General features: G+C 66.4%; 16 protein-coding genes and 2 pseudogenes. 12 read left to right on the top strand and 6 right to left on the bottom strand.

Annotation, left to right across the window (positions count from 1 at the left end):
- The first annotated feature begins 20 nt into the window (after positions 1-20).
- The 3 genes from E1956_RS17965 (at position 21) to tssF (ending at position 2,605) form a co-directional block, all read left to right on the top strand.
- The gene (locus tag E1956_RS17965) at positions 21-284 is read left to right on the top strand and encodes a PAAR domain-containing protein (protein WP_134751536.1); all 264 of its coding nucleotides are present in this window, start codon (positions 21-23) and stop codon (positions 282-284) included.
- Positions 285-321: 37 nt separating this feature from the next.
- Positions 322-663 (top strand): hypothetical protein, encoded by a 342-nt coding sequence (locus E1956_RS17970; RefSeq protein WP_134751538.1) that lies wholly within the window; start codon positions 322-324, stop codon positions 661-663.
- 88 nt (positions 664-751) lie between these two features.
- Positions 752-2,605: a type VI secretion system baseplate subunit TssF gene (tssF, locus tag E1956_RS17975; RefSeq protein WP_167760058.1), complete on the top strand. Its 1,854-nt coding sequence runs from the start codon at positions 752-754 to the stop codon at positions 2,603-2,605.
- A 2-nt stretch (positions 2,606-2,607) separates the two neighbouring features.
- Here tssF and E1956_RS17980 read toward each other — a convergent pair whose 3' ends face one another.
- On the bottom strand, positions 2,608-3,129 hold the full coding sequence (locus tag E1956_RS17980; protein ID WP_134751542.1) for a methylated-DNA--[protein]-cysteine S-methyltransferase: 522 nt from the start codon (positions 3,127-3,129) through the stop codon (positions 2,608-2,610).
- Positions 3,126-4,638 (bottom strand): annotated as a pseudogene (locus tag E1956_RS17985) (DNA-3-methyladenine glycosylase 2 family protein). The gene E1956_RS17980 and the pseudogene E1956_RS17985 overlap by 4 nt, the downstream one beginning before the upstream one ends.
- Before the next feature lie 286 nt (positions 4,639-4,924).
- Between E1956_RS17985 and sufB the strand changes: the two are divergent.
- Genes sufB through E1956_RS18020 form a run of 7 tightly spaced genes read left to right on the top strand, consistent with a single transcriptional unit; the run spans position 4,925 to position 11,021 of the window.
- The gene (gene sufB, locus E1956_RS17990) at positions 4,925-6,373 is read left to right on the top strand and encodes a Fe-S cluster assembly protein SufB (protein ID WP_134751544.1); all 1,449 of its coding nucleotides are present in this window, start codon (positions 4,925-4,927) and stop codon (positions 6,371-6,373) included.
- Positions 6,374-6,421: 48 nt separating this feature from the next.
- A complete protein-coding gene (sufC, locus tag E1956_RS17995) occupies positions 6,422-7,216 on the top strand; it encodes a Fe-S cluster assembly ATPase SufC (protein ID WP_134751546.1) in 795 nt (264 codons plus the stop codon).
- Positions 7,217-7,249: 33 nt separating this feature from the next.
- Positions 7,250-8,584 (top strand): Fe-S cluster assembly protein SufD, encoded by a 1,335-nt coding sequence (gene sufD, locus E1956_RS18000; protein WP_134751548.1) that lies wholly within the window; start codon positions 7,250-7,252, stop codon positions 8,582-8,584.
- Positions 8,581-9,834, top strand: coding sequence for an aminotransferase class V-fold PLP-dependent enzyme (locus E1956_RS18005; protein ID WP_134751550.1), 1,254 nt, complete (start codon positions 8,581-8,583; stop codon positions 9,832-9,834). Before sufD ends, E1956_RS18005 begins: the two co-directional genes overlap by 4 nt.
- Positions 9,831-10,286: a Fe-S cluster assembly sulfur transfer protein SufU gene (sufU, locus tag E1956_RS18010; protein WP_028222042.1), complete on the top strand. Its 456-nt coding sequence runs from the start codon at positions 9,831-9,833 to the stop codon at positions 10,284-10,286. Before E1956_RS18005 ends, sufU begins: the two co-directional genes overlap by 4 nt.
- A 47-nt stretch (positions 10,287-10,333) precedes the next feature.
- Complete coding sequence (locus E1956_RS18015; protein ID WP_134751552.1) at positions 10,334-10,687, top strand: SUF system Fe-S cluster assembly protein; 354 nt, start codon at positions 10,334-10,336, stop codon at positions 10,685-10,687.
- 1 nt (position 10,688) lies between these two features.
- Positions 10,689-11,021 carry a non-heme iron oxygenase ferredoxin subunit gene (locus E1956_RS18020; protein WP_134751554.1) on the top strand — a complete coding sequence of 111 codons (333 nt, stop codon included), beginning with the start codon at positions 10,689-10,691 and terminating at the stop codon, positions 11,019-11,021.
- Positions 11,022-11,049: 28 nt separating this feature from the next.
- On the opposite strand, the gene E1956_RS18025 is transcribed toward E1956_RS18020, so the two are convergent.
- The gene (locus E1956_RS18025; RefSeq protein WP_134754561.1) at positions 11,050-11,556 is read right to left on the bottom strand and encodes a GNAT family N-acetyltransferase; all 507 of its coding nucleotides are present in this window, start codon (positions 11,554-11,556) and stop codon (positions 11,050-11,052) included.
- A gap of 100 nt (positions 11,557-11,656) precedes the next feature.
- On the opposite strand from E1956_RS18025, the pseudogene E1956_RS18030 reads away from it, so the two are divergent.
- Positions 11,657-11,939 (top strand): annotated as a pseudogene (locus tag E1956_RS18030) (helix-turn-helix domain-containing protein).
- Positions 11,940-11,985: 46 nt separating this feature from the next.
- Here the strand turns inward: E1956_RS18030 and E1956_RS18035 are convergent.
- From E1956_RS18035 to E1956_RS18045, 3 genes are all read right to left on the bottom strand, one after another.
- On the bottom strand, positions 11,986-12,909 hold the full coding sequence (locus E1956_RS18035) for a glutaminase (protein WP_134751556.1): 924 nt from the start codon (positions 12,907-12,909) through the stop codon (positions 11,986-11,988).
- A 98-nt stretch (positions 12,910-13,007) separates the two neighbouring features.
- Positions 13,008-13,679 (bottom strand): helix-turn-helix transcriptional regulator, encoded by a 672-nt coding sequence (locus tag E1956_RS18040; protein WP_232071821.1) that lies wholly within the window; start codon positions 13,677-13,679, stop codon positions 13,008-13,010.
- A gap of 125 nt (positions 13,680-13,804) precedes the next feature.
- Complete coding sequence (locus E1956_RS18045) at positions 13,805-14,824, bottom strand: ornithine cyclodeaminase family protein (RefSeq protein WP_134751560.1); 1,020 nt, start codon at positions 14,822-14,824, stop codon at positions 13,805-13,807.
- A 211-nt stretch (positions 14,825-15,035) separates the two neighbouring features.
- On the opposite strand from E1956_RS18045, the gene E1956_RS18050 reads away from it, so the two are divergent.
- Complete coding sequence (locus E1956_RS18050; RefSeq protein WP_232071823.1) at positions 15,036-15,776, top strand: ABC transporter substrate-binding protein; 741 nt, start codon at positions 15,036-15,038, stop codon at positions 15,774-15,776.
- The last annotated feature ends 24 nt before the right edge of the window (positions 15,777-15,800 follow it).

The raw sequence follows: 15,800 nt of genomic DNA on the forward strand, positions 1-15,800 counted from the left end.
GCGCGATCAAGGAGGGGAGCATGCGAGGCGTAATCCGGGTCGGCGACTCGACGACGCACGGCGGCAGGGTGGTGACCGGACAGGACAACTCGACCGTCATGGGGCGTGAGGTAGCCTGCGTGGGAGACCGGTGTACGTGTCCGATGGATGGGCACGATCACTGCGTGATAGTGGAAGGCGATGAGAACGTCCAGATCGAGGGACGTGCAGTTGCCTTTGATGGTCACAAGACATCGTGCGGCGCCGCTCTGATTTCATCGGTGCCGACATCCGGCTTGACGTGACCGCGAGCATTCGGGCGGTTTGAATTTTGGATAGGTTATGGTCGACAGTTCACACAGTGTTCTTCAAGCGAAGACAACGCGCATTTATCGCCTGGGGACTTTCTGTCTTGTGCTTGGCTGGTTCTGCCTCGCGAGTATTTTGATTGCGTGCCTGATTCCGGTTTTCGCGTCCTCTTCATGGGGAGACGATTTCGCCGCAGAGGTGAACGGCTGGTTGCGCTACCCGCTGGTTGCATCCCTGGTCCTGTCCATTCCTGCAGGGTTGATGAGGGGCAAGCGCGCGGGACTGTTGTTGTTCGTCGCCGGATTTGCGCTCGGCGTGTGGGGCCTTTTGCTGGATTGGGCGACCGCCATGGCGGGTCATGGCAGTCCGTATTGAGAAGCGAGGGCGACCTGTTTGCCTGTGAGGCGTGTGTGTTCGCCAATCAGTTCACCACGGGCGCGACCGGAACAAGGCAGGGGTGGGAGTGCGGGACCTGAAAACCAGCTTTGAACGGGAGCTGCTGCTATTGCGGCGCGGGCTGTCCGAATTCGGCTCGCGTCATCCGCGTGCGGCCGGACGTTTGTCCATGACGGGCGAGCACTCGGAGGACATGCACGTCGAGCGGATGATTCAGGCCGCGGCGTTGCTCAATGCCCGGGTGCGGGATCGACTCGAAGACGACATACCGGAATTCACCGCTGCGCTTCTCGAAGTGCTGTATCCCGAGTTCCTGCGCCCGCTCCCCGCTTGCGCTATCGCGTGCTTCGGGTCGAGCGCGGCCGTCGACCGTCTGACGAAGCCGGCCGTCATCAAGCGCGGCACAGACCTCACGACCCGCCGGGGTAGCTACGGGTTTCGGACCGTCTACGATGTGACGCTCTCGCCCCTGCGCGTTGATGAAGCCGTGTATCGGTTGCCGTCCGCGGTGCCCTCCAGCGTGCAGCTTCCCCAGGGGGCGAGTGGCGTCTTCTCGATCAGTTTCTCCGCTCGTTCCGAAGCGATCGGATTCGCGGACGCGGCGCCCGGGACGGCGAGGTTGTTCGTCGATGCGTCCGGGATGGCCACGGCTTCGATCATCGACGCGCTGATCCACAGGGCCACGACTGCCTTTATCGAAGTCGATTCGACCGGGCGCTGGAGCGCGCTTGATTCGGTACCCGTGTCAGGCGTCGGCTTCGACGACGACGATGCCTTGATCGCGCGACCTGACGGGGGCCGGTCCGAGTATCGGTTGCTGCTCGAGTATTTTGCCTACCCGCAGAAGTTTCACTTCCTGGACTTCCATCTTGGACAGATTCCGGGCCGGCGGGGCGTGAAACGACGCCTGACCATCCATGTGCCGGTTTGTGGGCTTCATCACGATAGCGCGGCCGCCGCTTCGCTGAGGGAATTGGAAGCGCGTAACTTCAGGTTGGGATGCACGCCTGTGGTGAACCTTTTCACCTGCGCAGCGGAACCGATCGCGCTGAAGGACGTGACGTTGCCGGCTTATCCGCTGGTGCCCCAGACGGTTAATCCGGCGGCCGCCTCGGTGTGGGCAGTGCAATCGGTGCGCCTCACGAGAGACGGGGATAGCCGCGCGGCGTCAAGAGAGATCAAGCCGTACCATTCGCTCGAGCATCATGCGAGCTTCGGCAGCGCCACGACCGGAAGGCCGGTCCTTTACTGGCTGGCCGCCCGTGACGATGCCTTCGATTCGCAGCCCGGCAGCCCGGCACGTGTCCTCTCTTTCGTTGACTCGCGGGGTGAGGGAGCCGAACCACCGCGCGACGAGCAGATTGACGCGATGCTCGTCTGCAGCAATGGTGACTTGCCGGCGTCCATGCAATGGGGCGCGCCCGAGGGCGATTTTGTTTATCCGGACAGATCCGTTGTGGACAAAATCACGTTCGTCTGCAAGCCAACCGGCAGCACCGCGCGCGTTGGTGCACGCAATCGCTACTGGAACGTCCTCCGAAATTTGTCCACCGGTCCGTTCAGTCTCGACCCGTCCGGGCTGCCTGCCTTGAAGTCGCTGTTGGAGGATCATGTGCCGGCGGACGCCCAATCGGGAGGTCAGCAGGTGAGCGCCATCGTTGGACTGGCCCGGGAGACGGCGATGGAGTGGGTCGTGGAATTGCCCCAGTCCGGCATGGTTCGCGGGCTGCGCGTGAGGCTCACGATCGATGAGGGCGCGCTGAGCGGCTCGTCTCTTGCCGTCTTTGCGCGGGTGCTCGAAAGTCTGTTCCTGCGTTTTGCGCCGGCGCATGGCTTCGTCCAGCTGGTCATCGTCTCCGCCAACCATGGATCGGAGCTGGCGCGAGGCCGACTTTTGTCAGGCGCCGTACCGCTGATCTGATTTCAGCAAATCAGCAACTCGCCCTCGAGAGGTAGTGGACGCTGCCATGCGAGGGCGCCTTCCAGCACCAGCAGGGCGTGTTTGCGCGCCAACCCGCTCGCAAAGCCGGTCAGGCTGCCGTCGGCCCCGAGCACGCGGTGGCAGGGCACGATCACGCTGATCGGGTTGCGTCCCACCGTCGCGCCCACGGCACGCGTGGCGGCGGGCTTGCCGATAGTTTGACTCAAATGCCCGTAGCTGACGGTCGTGCCGCGAGGGATGGTCAACAGGGCGTTCCATACCGCTTGTTGAAAGGGCGTGCCGCGTGACAGGTCCAGCGGCAGGTCGAAGCTGCGGCGCTGGTCGCTGAAATAGGCAAGCAGCTGCTGGGTGGCTTCGCGCAGCACCGGATGGTCAGGGTCGTATTGCCAGCCCGTGGTGTCGGGGCTGTGTTTCTGGCCCTCGAACCACAGGCCGGCCAGGCCCATTTCGGTGGCGGCCAGGCGCACACGGCCCAGAGAGGTATCGATAAGGATGTGTTTCATGCTGGGATGGGGTGATCGGCGGCATGCCAGACGCGTAGTACCGCATAGCCGCGCCAGGGCCGCCAACCTTCGGCGGCGCGTGTTGCGGCGCGGGCGCTGGTCACGCCGAGGGCTTTTTGCAGCGCCACATCACCGGCCGGAAAGGCGTCGGGCCAGCGCAGCGCGCGCAGGGCAATGTACTGTGCGGTCCAGTCGCCAATGCCGGGCAGGGCGCGCAGGTCAGCACAGGCCGCCGCGACGTCCGCTCCGGGATGCAGGACGATGCGGGCTGTCAGCACGGCATGGGCCAGGGCGTGCAGCGCGGCCTGGCGCTGGCGCGTGATGCCCAGCCGGCCCAGCGCATCGCCGCTGGCGGCGGCCAGGGCGGCGGGGGGGGGGGAAGAGACGATCGAGGCCCGCGACGGGCGTCTCGATGGTGTCGCCGAAGGCCGCAACCAGACGCGCGCCAAGCGTGCGCGCGGCGGCCACGGTGATCTGCTGGCCCAGCACGGCGCGCACGGCCAGCTCGAAACCGTCCAGCGTGCCCGGCACGCGCACGCCGTCGCTCGACGGGAAGGCGGCGTACAGGGCGTCGTGGATGGCGATCGGATCGGCGTCCAGGTCGAGCGCGGCGCGCACACGATTGATCAGCGTGGGCAGCGCCGCAGCCAGAGAGTCGCTGATCGTCAGCACGGCCTGGGCGCGGTCCTCGTCGAAGCGCACGCGCAACCAGCCGCTGTGGACCTGCGCGCCTTGCATGAGGCGCAACGTGCGCGTGTATTCCCGATCCGCCACCCGCTCCACGCCGGGCAAGGCGCGCCGGCGCAAGAAGCCCAGCATCGCCTCCACGTCATAGGGCGGCCGCCAGCCCAGCCGCACACTCACGCCTTGTCCATCCGGCGCGGATCTGGCGCGACGCAGCGCGCTGGGGTTCAGCCCATAGTGGCGCAAAAAGGCGCCATTGAAACGCCGCACGCTGGAAAAGCCGCTGGACAGCGCCACTTGGGCCATCGACAGTTGCGTATCGGCGATCAGTTGCTTGGCCGCCAGCAGTCGCCGCGTTTGCAGGTACTGGAGGGGCGAAACTCCGAAGTGTGCTTCAAAGATGCGGCGCAAATGGCGGTCGCTTACGCCCAGCCGTTGCGCGATTTGAGTCATCAAGCCGCCGCCGGGCCGCCCTTGGGCGGGGAGTGCGGGGGCCATGTATTTCCAGGCATCGGGTTCGTCCATCAATCGCGCCGCCTGCAGGGCCAGGATGCGTGAAGCGTCCTCGGTGCTCCACGATGCCGCGCGCGGGGCCAGTTCGGGGCGGCAACGCAGGCAGGGCCTGAAACCCGCCGCCTCGGCCTGCGCCGCATGACGGAAGAAGCGGCAGTTTTCGCGCCGCGGTGTCTTGACGCGGCACACCGGGCGGCAATAGATGCCGGTGCTGGTGACGGCCGCGAAAAAAGAGCCGTCGAAGCGGGCATCGCGCGCCTTCAGCGCCAGATAACAGGCGTCGCTTTCTGGGGAGTCGATGGCGGTAAGCATGAGCAGCATCGTACAACCTGGCCGCCCGCGAGGTGCGCCATTTCCGGACATGTGGTCGGGCCGCTTCGGCGCCTGCGGCACAGCCACGAGTACGCCACCGCAACCGCACGGAGACCCTGGGTACGTCAGGGTTTTGGGGGCGGTTCTACAATAGTGGATGAGAGTGAAAAGGAGACCGTAATAATATCGATGCCGCCGGTCGATAGCGCCGTGCGGCTTCGCGAGCGGTTTCAGCGCTCGGGCGGTGTCGACTGTTTCGGCGCCGCCGCGGAAAGCGGAGGTCCAGATGAGCACGAATGCGGCCGGCGTGGACGAATGGGTCCAGCGCAAATACCAGCATGGATTCGTCTCCGACGTGCAGTCCGACACGTTTCCGCGCGGGCTGTCCGAAGACGTGGTCCGGCTGATTTCGGCCAGGAAGCACGAGCCGGAATTCATGCTCGAATGGCGGCTGGCCGCGTACCGGCACTGGCTCACGATGCGCGAGCCGCATTGGGCCACGGTCGAGCATCCGCCGATCGACTGGCAGGGCATCGCGTACTACTCGGCGCCGCGTGCGCAGGAGGGCCGGCCAAAAAGCCTGGACGAAGTCGATCCGGAACTGCTGCGCACCTACGAGAAACTCGGCGTGCCGCTGCAGGAACGCGAGATGCTGGCCGGCGTGGCCGTGGACGCGGTGTTCGACAGCGTGTCGGTCGCCACGACGTTTCGCAAGCAGCTCGGCGAGCTCGGCATCGTGTTCTGCTCGTTCTCGGAAGCGGTGCAGGAGCATCCGGACCTCGTGCGGCAATATCTCGGCTCGGTGGTGCCGTACACCGACAACTTCTTCGCCACGCTGAACTCCGCGGTATTTAGCGACGGGTCGTTCTGCTACATCCCGCCGGGCGTGCGCTGCCCGATGGAGTTGTCCACGTACTTCCGCATCAACGCGCGCAACACCGGGCAGTTCGAGCGCACGCTGATCGTGGCCGACAAGGGCGCCTACGTGAGCTATCTGGAAGGCTGCACGGCGCCCATGCGCGACGAGAACCAGCTGCACGCGGCCGTGGTGGAGCTCATCGCGCTCGAAGGCGCGCAGATCCGCTATTCGACCGTGCAGAACTGGTATCCGGGCGACGAGCAGGGGCGCGGCGGCATCTACAACTTCGTGACGAAGCGCGGCGACTGCCGCGAAGCCAACTCGAGGATTTCGTGGACGCAGGTCGAGACCGGCTCGGCCATCACGTGGAAATACCCGAGCGTGATCCTGCGCGGCGACAACGCGGTCGGCGAGTTCTACTCGGTGGCGCTCACGAACCATTACCAGCAAGCCGACACCGGCACGAAGATGATTCATCTCGGGCGCAATACACGCAGCACGATTCTTTCGAAGGGCATTTCCGCGGGCCGCGGCCGGAACGCCTATCGCGGGCTCGTGAAAATGGGCCGCTCGGCGCAGGACGCGCGCAACTTTAGCCGCTGCGATTCGCTGCTGCTCGGCGCGCGCTGCAGCGCTTTCACGTTCCCGTATATCGAGGTGAAGAATTCGAGCGCGAAGGTCGAGCATGAGGCGTCGACATCGCGCATCGGCGAAGACCAGTTGTTCTATTGCATGCAGCGCGGGCTTTCGGAAGAAGACGCGGTGTCGATGATCGTCAACGGCTTTTGCAAGGACGTGTTCAAGGAATTGCCCATGGAATTCGCCGTGGAGGCACAGAAGCTGCTCGGCGTGAGCCTCGAAGGCAGCGTCGGGTAGTGTTGGGTAGTGTCGGTCAGGCAGCGTGGGCTGAGCGAGGCAAACAGGATGCTCGATATCCGCAATTTGAGTGTCGACGTGCAAGGCAAGCCGATCTTGCGCGGCGTCGATCTGCGCGTGAATGCCGGCGAGGTGCACGCGATCATGGGCCCGAACGGCTCGGGCAAGAGCACGCTCGCGCACGTGCTGACCGGGCGCGAACCGTACGTCGTGACGGGCGGCAGCGTGCACTATGACGGGGCCGACCTGCTCGCGCTCGCACCCGACGAACGCGCGCGTAGAGGCGTCTTTCTCGCGTTTCAGTATCCGGTGGAGATTCCCGGCGTCAGCAACGTCTATCTGCTGAAGGCCGCGCTCAACGCCCAGCGCAAGGCGCGCGGCGAGCCGGAGCTGGACGCCATGGACTTCCTCGCGCTCGTCAAGCAGAAGCTCGCGGACATGGAGATCGGCGAGGACCTGCTCTCGCGCGGCGTCAACGAGGGATTCTCGGGCGGCGAGAAAAAGCGCAACGAGGTGCTGCAGATGTCCGTGCTGGCGCCGCGCCTGGCCATTCTCGACGAGACCGATTCAGGGCTCGACATCGATGCGCTGCAGGTCGTCGCGCGCGGCATCAACCGGATGCGCAGTGCGGATCGCGCGATCGTGCTGGTCACGCACTATCAGCGCCTGCTCGATTACGTCGTGCCGGATCATGTCCATGTGCTCTCGCAGGGCCGCATCGTGCGCTCGGGCACGCATGAGCTTGCGCTGGAACTGGAGCGCAAAGGCTACGGCTGGCTCGGCGCCGAAACACGCGAAGAGGACGAGGCACACGAAGGGCCCGGACCGCGCGCCGCGCATTAGCAGCGGCGCACGCTTGTCCGGCGAGGAGCAGCAATGAGCGAGTCGATGCGCGACTACTACCGCGACGCTTTTCGCACGACGGTGAAGACCCTGCCGGGCGTCGAGTTGCCGTGGCTGCGCAGCGCCCGGCGCCACGCGTTCGAGCGGTTCGAGATACTGGGTTTTCCGGGCACGCAGCTCGAAGCGTGGAAGTACACCAACGTGACGGCCATCGCGCAGCCGCGCTGGCACTTCGCGCCCGCGCATCCCGCGCACGCGGACCTGGGCGGCATCGCGAGTCTGGTGACCGATCTGGTGCCCGATGACGTGGCGAACCGGCTGGTGTTCGTGAACGGCCGCTATGCGCCGAAGCTCTCGCGGCTCGCCGATTTGCCCGAGGGCGCGTTCGTCGGCAGCCTGCGCCAGGCGATGCGCGAAATTCCCCAGCGGCTCCACACTGTCATGGCCCGGCGCGAGCAGCAGGACGGCTTCGCGGCGCTGAACGGCGCGTTTCTGAGCGACGGCTATGTGGTCGTGCTGCCGCCGGGATGCGCGATCGACGCGCCGCTGCACGTGCTGTTTTTCGCCGATGAAGCGGGCCTGGCGATGCATCCGTTCAACGTGGTGCTGGCGGAGCAGGGCGCGCGGTGTTCGATCGTCGAGCAGTTCGCGGGCATCGCCGACGAGGCCTATTTCGTCAACGCCGCTACCGAGATCGTCGCGGACAGCGAAGCCGACGTCCGTCATTGCCGCATTCAGCAGGAGGCGCGCAGCGCGTTTCACATCGCCCAGGTGGACGTCTCGCAGCAGCGGGCGAGCCACTTCACGTCGCATTCGTTCGCGTTCGGCAGCGCGCTGTCGCGCACGCAGATCGCGACGCGGCTCGACGCGGCCGATGCGCGCGCCGATCTGAACGGCCTCTATCTGGTGGGCGCGAAGCAGCATGTCGACCACCATACGCGCGTCGATCACGAGCAGCCGCGCGGCACGAGCCGCGAGTACTATCGCGGCGTCCTCGACGGCGCGTCGCACGGCGTGTTCGACGCGCGCGTGATCGTACATCCGGACGCCCAGCAGACCGACGCGCATCAGGGCAACGACAATCTCCTGCTCTCGCGCGATGCGCAGATCGACACCAAGCCGCAGCTGGAAATTCACGCCGACGACGTGAAGTGCACGCACGGCGCCACCGTCGGGCAGCTCGACGAAAACCCGCTGTTCTACCTGCGCTCGCGCGGCCTCGAGGAGCGCATGGCGCGGGCCTTGCTCGTGTGGGCGTTCGCGCGCGTGAGCGTGGACCGCGTGGAAAGCGCCGCGCTGCGCAAGCGGCTCACGCAACTGCTGCTCGCGCGCCTGCCCGGCGGCGAATACCTGCGGGGGCTCACATGAAGCCTGTCGAACCGGTAAGGATTCCAGACGAAGGCGCGGTGGCGCGCTGGCGGCGCGACTTTCCGATTCTGCGCGAACGCGTGCACGGCTTGCCGCTCGCGTATCTGGACAACGGCGCGACCACGCAGAAGCCCGCGTCTGTGATCGCCGCGGAGTGCGCGTACTACGAGCAGATGAACGCGAACGTCCATCGCGGCGTGCACCTGCTCTCGCAGCGCGCCACTGCTGCGTATGAAGGCGCCCGCGCGCGCATCGCGCGGTTCATTCACGCGGGCCGCGCCGAAGAGATCGTTTACGTGCGCGGCACCACCGAGGCAATCAATCTGGTGGCGCAGAGCTATGTCCGGCCCCGTATTCAGCCCGGCGACGAGGTCCTCATCAGCGCGATGGAGCACCATTCGAATATCGTGCCGTGGCAGATGGTCTGCGCGCAGACGGGCGCGCAGCTCAAAGTGGTGCCGATCGACGATGCCGGGGCACTCGACATCGACGCCTACGAGCGCATGCTGGGGCCGCGCACGCGCATCGTCGCGATCACGCATGCGTCGAACGCGCTCGGGACCATCAACCCCATTGCGCGGCTGATCGAGCGCGCGCACGCGCGCGGCGTGCCGGTGCTGATCGATGGCGCGCAGGCGATTGCGCATCTTCCCGTCGACGTGACCGCGCTCGATTGCGACTTCTACGCGTTTTCCGGACACAAGGTCTACGGGCCGACCGGAATCGGCGCGCTCTATGCGAAGACCGAGCTGCTCGAGGCGATGCCTCCCTGGCAAGGGGGCGGCGACATGATCCGCTCCGTGACATTCGAGAAGACGGAGTACAACGCGATTCCGTGGCGCTTCGAGGCCGGCACGCCGAACATCGCGGGCGCGGTGGGGCTGGCGGCGGCGCTCGACTATCTGGGCGCAATTGGCCTGGAAGTGGCGCTCGCGCACGAGGCCGATTTGCTCGCCTATGCGAGCGATGCGCTGCGCGCGGTGCCGCATTTGAGGATGATCGGCACGGCAAAGGAGAAGGTGGGGATCGTATCGTTCGTGATGGCGCACGCGCATGCCCACGATATCGGCACGATCCTCGATCAGTGCGGCGTGGCGGTGCGCACTGGCCACCATTGCGCGATGCCGGTCATGGCGCGCTATGGCGTGCCGGCCACGGTGCGCGCGTCGTTCGCGCTCTATAACACGCGCGCCGAAGTGGATGCGCTCGTCGAAGGCCTCGCGCGCGTGCAGGAGCTGTTCCCCCTATGAGCGACCTTCGTGAGTTGTACCAGGAAATGATTTTCGACCACTACCGGCGGCCGCGGAACTGCCATGCGCTCGCTGACGCGAACCGCCGGGCCGAGGGATACAACCCACTGTGCGGAGACCGCATCACGCTGTATTTGCGCATCGAGGACGGCATCGTCAAGGACGTCGGCTTCGAGGGCGCCGGCTGCGCGATCGCGACCGCATCGGCCTCGTTGATGACGGAGGCGCTCAAGGGCCGCACCGAGGCCGAGGTCGAGGCGCTGTTCGAGCGCTTTCACGCGATGGCGACGGCCCCGGCCGACCGGCCGCTCGCAGACGTGGCAGGACTCGGCAAGCTCGCGGTGCTGGCCGGCGTGCGCGAGTTCCCGGCGCGCATCAAGTGCGCGACGCTCGCCTGGCACACGCTGCGCGCGGCCTTGCGCGACGAAGGCGAACCGGTGTCCACGGAATGACGCGAGCGGCATGACAAACCGCGTGACAGGCAGCGAGGCGAATGACGATGAACACAGATGACCTGCACGAACGCGACGATGCGCAGGGTAGCGGCGGCGACCTGCTAGCGCGCGTGATCGACGCGCTGCGCACGGTGTACGACCCCGAGATACCGGTCAACATCTACGATCTGGGGCTCGTCTACGAACTCGATGTCGACGACGAAAGCGGGGACGTGACGATCCGCATGACGCTGACCGCGCCCGGTTGCCCCGTTGCGCAGTCGTTTCCGGCAACGGTGGAGGACTGCGTCCTGGACGTGGCGGGCGTGAGCGCGGCGAAGGTGGAGCTGGTGTGGGACCCGCCGTGGACGAGAGCCCGGATGTCTGAAGCGGCCCGTCTGGAATTGGGGATGTTCTGACATGGCCGACTGGGTGGACGTGGCGCCATACGCCGATTTCCCGCCGGGCGCTGTGCGCAGCGTGAATGTCGCGGGCGCGCAGGTCGCGGTGTTCAATCTCGATGGCACCTGCTACGCGATCGAAGACATTTGCACGCACGACGGCGGCATCCTGACCGGCGGGACCGTGGAGGGCGATGAAGTGGTGTGCCCGCGGCACGGCGCGCGCTTTTGCATTCGTACGGGCAGAGTCCGCGCGCCGCCGGCTTATGAGGATGTCGCGGTGTTCGCCGTGCGCGTGGAGGGCGGCATCGTGCAGGTGCGCGACGCGCGCTGGGACGAGAGCGGTTTTTGATGCGCCGTGTTGGTCCGCCGGGTTGAGACTACGCGCGCGCCTCGAACGCCTCGCTGTAACGCACGGTTGCCGCCGGCACGGGGCCGCGCAGCGCGAGCGCCTGGAAATATTCGGCGGGAACGTCCGGCAGCACCAGAGCGGGCTCGGGCGCGAAGCCAAAGCGCTGGTAATAGAGCGGGTCGCCGAGCAGCACGCAGCCTGCCGCGCCCTGCGCGCGCAAGGCGTCGAGCGCATGCTCGACGAGCCGGCTGCCGATCCCCTGGCCTTGCCGCTCAGGCACGACCGAAACCGGCCCAAGGCCGAACCAGCCGGTGGTGCCGTCCGAAAGCGCCACGAGTGACATCGCGATGTGCCCCACGAGCGACTCTCCGTCCACGGCCACGAGCGAGACGACCAGCTCGCCGGCGGCGCGCAGCGCATCGACGATGTATTGCTCGGTGTGGCTCGTGTGCGGCGCGTGCAGGAAGGCGGCTGCGGTCAGCGCGTGAATCGCGGGGATGTCGGCGGGGGTTTCGGGGCGGATTTCAAAAGGCATGGTTTGGGTCATGGTTTGCGCTGCACGAAAGTGTAAGAGAGTCTTGGCCGAAATAACATGTCCGGATCGATGCTCGCACCGTGGAAATGGAGTACTTGGAATGGATATCCACCCCGTTCGCACTGAGGACGATTACAAGGCCGCGCTCGCTGTGGTGGCTGCGCTGGTCGACGCCGATCCTGAGCCCGGTACGGAGGACGGCGACCGTCTCGAGATTCTTTCGCTACTGATTGAGCATTACGAAGCGGAGCATTTCCGGCTGGCCGCGCCCAAACCGGGTGTATGAAATATTGGCTGGCCGGCGCGAACTGAGTCTCGCAATGATTCGTCGCTTGCATGAAGGACTGCGGATACCTGCTGAGATCCTGATCGGCTCGAGTTGAAGCAGGCAGGGCGACGCCCGCAGACGTATCGGGTACGCGCACGCGCTCAAAAAATCGACTGCCCCGTCCGTGTGGTCAACCATTCCAGCGATTTGACCCCAGCCAGTGAGTTGCCGTTGGCGTCGAGCCCTGGAGACCACACGCACACCGCCATCTCCCCCGGCAGCACGGCAACGATGCCGCCGCCCACGCCGCTTTTCGCCGGCAACCCAACGCGATAGACGAAGTCGCCCGCGGCGTCATAGGTGCCGCAGGTCAGCATCAGCGCGGACAGGCGCTTGGCGGAACTCGCGTCGAGGACGCGTTCGCCCGAGACCGGCGCGACGCCGCCGTTGGCGAGAAAGAGGGCGGCGGTGGCGAGCTCCACGCAGTTCATCTCGATCGCGCACTGGCGGCAGTAGGCGTCGATTACCGCATCGGCGGGCATCTCCAGGTTGCCGAAGCTCGCGATGAAATGCGCCATGGCGCGGTTGCGCTCGGCGTGCGCGAGTTCCGACTGCGCGACGCGCAGGTCATAGTCGAGATCGGCCGCGCCCGTGAGGCGCCGCACGAATTGCACGAGCGCCGTTTCGGCGCCGACGAAGCGTCGGCACAGCACGTCGGTGACCACGAGCGCCCCTGCGTTGATGAACGGATTGCGCGGCTTGCCGCGTTCGGTTTCGAGCTGGACGAGCGAGTTGAACGCGGTGCCCGAGGGCTCGCGGCCGACGCGCTCCCACAGTGCGTCGCCCAGCAACTGGAACGCGAGCGTACAGGCGAAGAGCTTCGAAATAGACTGAATGGAAAAGCGCTCGTACGCATCGCCGACCGAATACACGCTGCCGTCGAGCGTGACGATCGCCATGCCGAAGCGCTCGGCGGGCACCCTCGCGAGTTCGGGGATGTAGTCGGCGACGCGGCCCGCCGTGCGCCACGGTGCGATGTCGCGATGAATCTCTTCGAGGATCGCTGGATAGTTCGGGTGGTTCATTGACGGATGAACGCCTGGGAGCAGGGATCGCGATGATACCGCAGCGCGTCTGCCCCCCGTGTGACCGCCTCTCCGATGCACCAGGCGCGCCCCGCGCGCTACTGCCCCTCGTCCTTCAGCTCGCGCAGATGCTTGTACACCGTCGCGCGTCCCATGCCCAGCACCTTCGCCACGTAGTTCGCCGAGCTCTTGCCCTTGAACGCGCCCTCGGCATGGAGCGCCTCCACCAGCTCGCGCCGGTGCTCGCGCGTGAGCGAGTTGAGCGCCACCTGGCGCTCGCGCAGCCAGCCGTGCAGGAAGGTGTTGATGCGCTCCTGCCAGTCGTCCCTGAACAGCTCCTCGGGCTGCGCGATCACGCCCGCGCCGCGCAGGAACAGATCGAGCGTCGCCTGCATGTCGTCGAAGGCCGCGATGTTGAAGTTGATGCACATGACGCCCGCCGCGTGCCCGTCGTCGTCGAACAGCGCCGTGCTTACGCAGCGCATGCGCCGCCCGTCCCAGTTCACCTTCTCGTAGGGCCCCAGCAGCTTGTTGCGCGTGGTCTCCTCGACGTCCTCCAGCGCGGCGTCATCGCCGATCTCGCGCTTCGAGAGATTGTTCGAGAGGTACGCCACGGTCTGGTCCGAGAGATCGTGGATCACCACTTCGGCGAACGGGAAGAACAGCGTCGTGATGCTGTCCGCCACGTGCGCGTAGCGTTCGAGCAGCCGCTCGCGCGGCGTCTTCGCGCTGGCGGGCGGGTTCGCAGGCGGCTTCGTGGCCTGCTTCATGGCCTGCTTGGCGGGCTGCTTGATGGGCGGCTTCGCGGAGTCTTTTTTCTGCATCGGACCGGGGGCCGTGAGGCGTCGGAAGTTTTGTCAACGAGGACGTCGATGATACTGCGCCTGCTGCGTGCTTAGTGCGCACGCGCCGGCGCTTCGCGCATCTGCAGCAGATGCGTATGGAGCGCATGCGCAATCGCGATGTCTTCGAGGCCCAGCCCGATCGAGCGGAAGAACACATGGCGCGTATAGCCGGGGCGCGGGCAGGCGTCGTTCGCGAGCTCGGCGAGATCGCCCACGATCGCCTCCGGCGACCAGCCGTGCTCGCGCGCGGCCAGCACCATCTCGCCGGCGCTTTGCGGCGTGGTGCGGCGATAGTCGCAATACACGTCGAGCGTGGGCAGCGCGGCCGGATCGATCTCGTGCGCCTGCGCGACGTTCGTGCTGATCGAGGTGATGAGCGCGGGCTTCGTGAGCGCGTCGAGCGCGAGCACCGGCTTGCCCGACGAGGTGCAGAGCATGACGACGTCGGCATCGGCGACGCATTCTTGCGCCGTTGCCGCGAGGCTCACGCGCGTGTCGGCGGCACGCACGCTGGCGGCGCGCCCGGCATCGCCGGCGAGCTTCGGCGAATAGACGCGAATGCTCTCCCACGCGCGCAGCGGCGCGGCATGACGGATGTGCGCGAGCGCCACCGCGCCCGCGCCGATCACGGCGAGGCGGCGTGCATCGCGCGGCGCGAGCTGGTCGACGGCGAGCGCCGTGGTGCCCGCCGTGCGCTCGGTCGTGAGCAGCCCCGCATCGCACCACATGAGCGGCTGGCCGGTGCGCATCGACATCAGCGCGGTCCAGGCCGTGACGATGGGCTTCGCGCCCCCGGTGCCCGCGATGTACGGCGAGAGCTTCGCGCCGAACACGCCGGCATCGGCCAGCACGCCCAGGTAGGTGATGAAGTCGCCGGCCTCGCGCGGAAACAGCGCGAGCGTCTGCGGCGGCTGCACGGCTTCGCCGCGGCCGAGCGCGGCGAACATGTCGGCGAGCACGCCGCGCACGTCGAGGGCGGGGAGCGCCGCGCGCACCTGCGCGCCGTCGGCGATGAACGGCGCAATCGACGGCGCGGCGGCGCTTGCGTGGGGAACTGACGTGTCGGACATGCTGTGCTCCGTGAGTAGACATTTTTGTCCATTCTAGACTTTATTTTTATTTTTCGTCTATATTTGTCCGGCGGCCGCGGGACACACGCGAAGGGCGCCGCCCGAACTCCTCCTATAGACATTGGTGACGACGATGAACAGACAGATGATTCGCTACGCGCGAGCGGTCCGCCTTGCGGGCCTGGCCGGCCTGCTTGGCGCGGGACTCGGCATGACGGCGGACGCGGTGCACGCGCAGACGCAGCAGACCTTGCGCTTCGGCGTGGAGGCGTCCTATCCGCCGTTCGAGAGCAAGACGCCCTCGGGCCAGTTGCAGGGTTTCGACATCGACATCGGCAACGCCGTGTGCCAGCGCATGCAGGTCAAGTGCGTGTGGGTGGAGAACAGCTTCGACGGCCTGATCGCGGCGCTCGAGGCGCGCAAGTTCGACGTCATCAACTCGGCGATGAACATCACCGACAAGCGTCGCCAGCAGATCGATTTCACGCCGGCCGTCTACGTGATGCCGATCCAGATGGTCGCCAAGCGCGGCTCGGGGCTGCAGCCCACGGCGGCGAGCCTGAAGGGCAAGCAGATCGGCGTGCTGCAAGGATCGACGCAGGAAGACTACGTGCGCAAGCACTGGGCGACCCAGGGCGTGTCGATCGTCACGTATGAAAATCAGGACCAGATTTTCGCGGACCTCGCCGCGGGCCGTCTGGACGGCGCGGTCCAGGAAGTGCAGACTGCCACCGACGGCTTCCTTTCGAAGCCGCAAGGCAAGGACTTCGATTTCGCGGGCGCGCCACTCAAGGATCCGGCCACGCTCGGCGAGGGCACGGGCTTCGGCATGCGCAAGAACGATCCGGCGCTCAAGGCCAAGGTGGTCGCGGCGCTCGACTCGCTGCGCCAGGACGGCACGCTCACGAAGCTTTCGATGAAGTATTTCGGCCGCGACATCGTCGCGAAGTGACAGGGATGCGCAGCGGGGGCGCAC

It is taken from the genome of Paraburkholderia pallida, from assembly GCF_004524855.1.
GTDB lineage: Bacteria > Pseudomonadota > Gammaproteobacteria > Burkholderiales > Burkholderiaceae > Paraburkholderia > Paraburkholderia oxyphila.

Coding starts and splice junctions, on each gene's coding strand:
- E1956_RS18040 (WP_232071821.1), bottom strand. CDS start 13,679: ATGAAGCAGGCCACGAAGCCGCCTGCGAACCCGCCCGCCAGCGCGAAG.
- E1956_RS18025 (WP_134754561.1), bottom strand. CDS start 11,556: ATGCCTTTTGAAATCCGCCCCGAAACCCCCGCCGACATCCCCGCGATT.
- E1956_RS18020 (WP_134751554.1), top strand. CDS start 10,689: ATGGCCGACTGGGTGGACGTGGCGCCATACGCCGATTTCCCGCCGGGC.
- E1956_RS17965 (WP_134751536.1), top strand. CDS start 21: ATGCGAGGCGTAATCCGGGTCGGCGACTCGACGACGCACGGCGGCAGG.
- sufD (WP_134751548.1), top strand. CDS start 7,250: ATGAGCGAGTCGATGCGCGACTACTACCGCGACGCTTTTCGCACGACG.
- E1956_RS18050 (WP_232071823.1), top strand. CDS start 15,036: ATGACGGCGGACGCGGTGCACGCGCAGACGCAGCAGACCTTGCGCTTC.
- E1956_RS18015 (WP_134751552.1), top strand. CDS start 10,334: ATGAACACAGATGACCTGCACGAACGCGACGATGCGCAGGGTAGCGGC.
- sufU (WP_028222042.1), top strand. CDS start 9,831: ATGAGCGACCTTCGTGAGTTGTACCAGGAAATGATTTTCGACCACTAC.
- sufB (WP_134751544.1), top strand. CDS start 4,925: ATGAGCACGAATGCGGCCGGCGTGGACGAATGGGTCCAGCGCAAATAC.
- E1956_RS18035 (WP_134751556.1), bottom strand. CDS start 12,909: ATGAACCACCCGAACTATCCAGCGATCCTCGAAGAGATTCATCGCGAC.
- E1956_RS18005 (WP_134751550.1), top strand. CDS start 8,581: ATGAAGCCTGTCGAACCGGTAAGGATTCCAGACGAAGGCGCGGTGGCG.
- E1956_RS17970 (WP_134751538.1), top strand. CDS start 322: ATGGTCGACAGTTCACACAGTGTTCTTCAAGCGAAGACAACGCGCATT.
- E1956_RS17980 (WP_134751542.1), bottom strand. CDS start 3,129: ATGAAACACATCCTTATCGATACCTCTCTGGGCCGTGTGCGCCTGGCC.
- E1956_RS18045 (WP_134751560.1), bottom strand. CDS start 14,824: ATGTCCGACACGTCAGTTCCCCACGCAAGCGCCGCCGCGCCGTCGATT.
- sufC (WP_134751546.1), top strand. CDS start 6,422: ATGCTCGATATCCGCAATTTGAGTGTCGACGTGCAAGGCAAGCCGATC.